This is a genomic window from Hassallia byssoidea VB512170, assembly GCF_000817785.2.
Taxonomy (GTDB): Bacteria; Cyanobacteriota; Cyanobacteriia; order Cyanobacteriales; family Nostocaceae; genus Hassallia; species Hassallia carrinoi.
This window is the reverse complement of sequence record NZ_JTCM02000186.1, coordinates 2,074-6,318: the sequence shown is the minus strand read 5'-3', so window position 1 is coordinate 6,318 and position 4,245 is coordinate 2,074. Positions and strand designations below refer to the sequence as shown.

The window sequence follows — 4,245 nt, the reverse complement described above, 5'->3', positions numbered from 1 at the left end:
CCGGCTGGTACTATTCCTAACTTGCAGCAAATGCGACAAAAGTTAGGCTATTGGCCCATTCAAGAAATTGATTTAACAGGTAATAATAAACCCGAAACTGTACTGACTATCTCAGCAGACGCAATAGCAGCTTTGAATAAAGAAGCACCTAAAATTAAGGCACAAGACAAAAATTTATCTCGTCCGCGTACTCTCATCTTGTCAGATGATGGTAAACTAATTTATACTGACTTCAGTAAAAACTCTCAACAATTTTTGACAGCGATCGCCAAAATTTCAGACGGTACATCTTTAGCTTTACTCGTTGAAAATGGCGATCGCTATAGCCTCAAGCGCTGGTCAGAAAATCATCAGCGCTTTGAATAGCAGTTACTTTGCAGTCCATTCCGGCTATAGAAATACTGGCAATGTGTCAAGTTGAAAAAATTTCAGCTTGTCAAATTATTTTGGCTTATTCCTTTGATAAGGTCAGTTTATTTATTGACATATCAGTTTTAGCCAAAATCGAGGTAATTATTCCTCTAATTGAGTGGTTGCAATCCGTTGCTGCTTCAAGCTTTGCAGTTGCTGCAACAAAGAATCTACCTCTGCTTGCAAATGCATAAATTTGGCTTGTTGATCGTCTTGATAAAAAGCCTTGGTTAATCTGGTTGCCCAAGCGCTTTGGGACATGCGATCGTCAACACTAGATGAACAAGTTGTCATAGTTAAACGAGATCCTAAACTCAACTCACACATTCAGAGATATTATAATAAGTCAATTTTAAGCTTTGTTAAATCATTATAAACTTTCAATCAATTAAGCTAATGAATCAAAGCCTTTGCTATAAGAGACTACGAACAAACGCGCTTTGTTCCAAAAAAATTATACCTTCCCCAAGATATTTGACAAAACATGTCTAAATCTTTCCAGCAATATCAGTTAAACGATAAACTGGCATCTGTTGCACGCATCTGTTGAACTACGTTCTGTGATGCTTAGGGGCTTTCAATCTCCCGTCCTTCTCTTGTAAAAAACTTTTAAATCCTGTGACTTTGAGCCTGTCTGCTGCTAAATCTCATCGCCAACCCTGGCTAGGACTGATAGAAGAATACCGCGAATACTTGCCTGTCAGCGAAAAAACTCCGGTTGTCACCCTCCAAGAAGGTAACACTCCGCTGATACCAGTTCCCGCGCTGGCAGAACGCATTGGTAGACAAGTATGCGTGTTTGTCAAATACGATGGTCTTAATCCTACTGGTAGCTTTAAAGACCGGGGAATGACAATGGCAATTTCCAAGGCTAAGGAAGCTGGGGCAAAGGCGGTAATTTGTGCTAGCACGGGCAACACCTCAGCAGCAGCAGCAGCTTATGCTAGGCGTGGGGGAATGAGTGCTTTTGTTTTAATTCCCGATGGCTATGTAGCATTGGGCAAGTTAGCACAAGCGTTGCTTTATGGTGCAGAAGTACTGGCAATTAAAGGTAATTTTGACCAAGCGCTAGAAATTGTCCGTGAGATGGCTATCAGCTATCCGGTAACTTTGGTAAATTCAGTCAATCCCTACCGTTTGGAAGGACAGAAAACAGGGGCGTTTGAAATTGTCGATGTCCTGGGTAATGCTCCCGATTGGCTGTGTATCCCGGTGGGCAATGCGGGAAATATCACAGCATATTGGATGGGCTTTTGTCAATATCATCAAGCGGGAAAATGCGATCGCTTACCTCGAATGATGGGATTTCAAGCCGCAGGTGCAGCACCTTTAATCAGCGGTCAGCCGATAGCGCATCCGGAAACTCTAGCCACAGCAATTAGAATTGGCAATCCCGCAAGTTGGGAAAAAGCGATCGCTGTCAAATCAGCAAGTATGGGCAACTTCCACGCCGTCACCGACGAAGAAATCCTTGACGCTTATCGACTTTTAGCGTCAGAAGAAGGCATTTTTTGCGAACCAGCCAGCGCTGCTTCCGTCGCCGGCATGTTGCAAGTAAAAGACCAAATACCCACAGGCGCAACCGTAGTTTGCGTCCTCACCGGCAATGGTTTAAAAGACCCAGATACAGCCATTAAACACAACGAGAGCAAATTTCAAGTCGGCATCGCACCAGAACTCAAAGCAGTAGCTGAGGCGATGGGGTTTTAGAAGAGTGGGAAAGTGGGGGAGGGGGGGAGTGGGGGACAAGGGGGACAAGGGGGACAAGGGGGACAAGGGGGACAAGGGGGACAAGGAGGACAAGGAGGATAAAGAAGAAATTTCTATATCTCCCTTGTCCTCCCCCTCTCCCTTGTCCTCCCCCTCTCCCTCATCTCCCTTGTCTTCCCCCTCTCCCTTGTCTTCCCCCTCTCCCTTGTCCCCCCTCCCCCCCCTCTCCCTCATCTCCCACTCTCCCCCTCTCCTGCTGCTCGCTCTCGTGTCAAGCTATCAATCGCATCACCTAAAGCGGTGGTGAGGTTGTTGCGGGTTTGGGCGTGGTTGTCTTGCTCGGTTTTTAAGGCTTGCAGCAGGCGATCGCGTTCTTTCATAACTACAGTTAGTTTGGCTTTCAATTCCTCTGGAGATTGTAGTTGTGCTATTTCTTGTTGGATAGCTGTCGCTGTTGTCGAGTCGGGTAATGTGGCGTCTTCAATACCCTTGAGTTTTTGAATTTCTGCCTTCAAGTCGGCGATCGCCACTTGTGACATCTGAGCATCTGTGCGGCGTTGTTCGGCTTCGGTGTTGTAAAGTTGACGCCATTTCTCAGCACTTTCCCAACCAGAATCGCGATCGCTTTCCAGTTGCGCTAGCTGCTGTCTCAGGGTTTGAATTTCCGCCAACCATTGTTGTGTTAATTCTTGACTCATAAAGATTTTTCATTAGTCATTAGTCAATGGTCATTAGTCAAGAGTCATTAGTCAAGAGTCAAAAATTCTTCTTTCTCATCTCCACCAGGGCTGTTTCATTCCACAACAAGGAGGAGTTTGTCAATATCATTTGCGATCAATCGTTGCCGGCAGAAGTGATGGAAGAATAACCCGACGTAACACCACAACAGGCGATCGCACCCTAACCGCCAAGAAAAAAGTGCGATCGCATGATTGCGGGGCTTTGCCCATCGCTTTCATGTTTGGTTTACGGTTCCGAGTAATGAAAGGCGTTTTTCTTCAACAAATTGCCTTAATTCATCAACCGAATTGAGTGTTGTGCCATATTGTTGAACGCGCAGCACGGCTTCGTGTACTGCATCAGAGTCCGAAGCGGTGGCTGAGGATATATTGCCTTAACTCCTGCTGTGTCATTGCTTTGTAATCTGGTTTTGTCATAGTATCGATACCTAGAATTGCGGATTAATTAGGACATAAGCGTTCTTCACCTGCTAATAGGTAAAGGTTTTTCGTCCTTTCATCAATTGTGACCAAGTTGATGGGCAGATACATTGATGTCAGATTTTGACACATTTTATATAGTTCCATCGTTTGCTCAACCGTTGGTTTCATTTCCCGCAAGTTTTCACGTTTAGTGTGCAGGCGATCGCATCCCATCATACCAACAGAGCGATCGCACTTTTATTTGATCACAAATGCGATCGCCCTTCGGGTACGGGGGGAAGGTGCGATCGCCTGTGATCTAGGAAGTTCTAACCTACGTATGCAAAGTAGCTAAAAGAATTATTTCCAAATCCTTCTTTTACACTCATCTTTTCCCCATTTTTTGCCCCAGCTTGGGCAATGCGAACATCAGAAACAGAACCCCCTGGAATCACAACAGCAATATGACCGCTACCACAAGCGACAACAGCTTGACCACTGTTAGCCTTAGCTGCTGCATCGGTTGCGCTTACTTTCTGCCACTTGCCATAATATTTACCGTTGTAGTAACCACCACCTTGGTAGAAGAAATTATAGAGATTCTCTGCACTTATAGGCTTACTATGGTTATCAGAACCATAGAGAGGATGAGGCTTATTCATTAGCTGATTCCCATTTGGAGGCAACTTTACTCCCAACAACTCTAAAACATCAGCAGCGAACCAATTACAGAAAGTTTCATTTTTTTTATCACCTGTGATATCGTGTGGCAGATAGTATGCTAGCTCTGGATTAACTCTTTTGACTGCATCAATGATTCTTTTCCCATTACCAGAGATAGGAGTTGGAGTTGGAGTTGGAGTTGGAGTTGGAGTTGGAGTTGGGGTTGGGGTAGTGCCACTTCCAGGTAAAACCAGCCATTCACCAATCTGGAGGTTGGCAGCATCAGCATCGGTCAACAAACGTCCTGTCTTTTCTCGGT

At 45.0% G+C, this 4,245-nt stretch carries 8 protein-coding genes and 1 pseudogene; 4 read left to right on the top strand and 5 right to left on the bottom strand.

Features of this window, described 5'->3' with window-relative positions:
• Window positions 1-366 (top strand): annotated as a pseudogene (locus tag PI95_RS34205) (hypothetical protein); the annotation flags it as partial.
• 147 nt (window positions 367-513) lie between these two features.
• Here PI95_RS34205 and PI95_RS34200 read toward each other — a convergent pair.
• Entirely contained in the window at window positions 514-705 is a 192-nt protein-coding gene (locus tag PI95_RS34200) for a hypothetical protein (RefSeq protein ID WP_039737708.1), read from the bottom strand.
• 324 nt (window positions 706-1,029) lie between these two features.
• Between PI95_RS34200 and thrC the strand changes: the two genes are divergently transcribed.
• On the top strand, window positions 1,030-2,121 hold the full coding sequence (gene thrC, locus PI95_RS34195) for a threonine synthase (protein ID WP_039737707.1): 1,092 nt from the start codon (window positions 1,030-1,032) through the stop codon (window positions 2,119-2,121).
• 230 nt (window positions 2,122-2,351) lie between these two features.
• On the opposite strand, the gene PI95_RS34190 is transcribed toward thrC, so the two are convergent.
• Window positions 2,352-2,819 (bottom strand): hypothetical protein, encoded by a 468-nt coding sequence (locus PI95_RS34190; protein ID WP_039737706.1) that lies wholly within the window; start codon window positions 2,817-2,819, stop codon window positions 2,352-2,354.
• Window positions 2,820-2,949: 130 nt separating this feature from the next.
• Here PI95_RS34190 and PI95_RS34185 point away from each other — a divergent pair, with 130 nt between their 5' ends.
• Window positions 2,950-3,153, top strand: a complete 204-nt coding sequence (locus tag PI95_RS34185; protein ID WP_163519455.1) for a hypothetical protein — start codon at window positions 2,950-2,952, stop codon at window positions 3,151-3,153.
• A gap of 47 nt (window positions 3,154-3,200) precedes the next feature.
• Here the strand turns inward: PI95_RS34185 and PI95_RS37630 are convergent, their stop codons facing one another.
• Both PI95_RS37630 and PI95_RS37625 read right to left on the bottom strand, forming a co-directional pair.
• Entirely contained in the window at window positions 3,201-3,254 is a 54-nt protein-coding gene (locus tag PI95_RS37630; protein ID WP_373695734.1) for a DUF6887 family protein, read from the bottom strand.
• Window positions 3,255-3,302: 48 nt separating this feature from the next.
• Window positions 3,303-3,392, bottom strand: a complete 90-nt coding sequence (locus PI95_RS37625; protein ID WP_373695733.1) for a DUF6888 family protein — start codon at window positions 3,390-3,392, stop codon at window positions 3,303-3,305.
• A gap of 39 nt (window positions 3,393-3,431) precedes the next feature.
• Between PI95_RS37625 and PI95_RS34180 the strand changes: the two genes are divergently transcribed.
• Window positions 3,432-3,581, top strand: a complete 150-nt coding sequence (locus PI95_RS34180; protein WP_163519454.1) for a hypothetical protein — start codon at window positions 3,432-3,434, stop codon at window positions 3,579-3,581.
• Between the two features lie 11 nt (window positions 3,582-3,592).
• Here the strand turns inward: PI95_RS34180 and PI95_RS34175 are convergent.
• Window positions 3,593-4,245, bottom strand: a 653-nt coding sequence (locus PI95_RS34175) for a hypothetical protein (RefSeq protein WP_039737704.1), incomplete at its 5' end; no start/stop codon positions are given.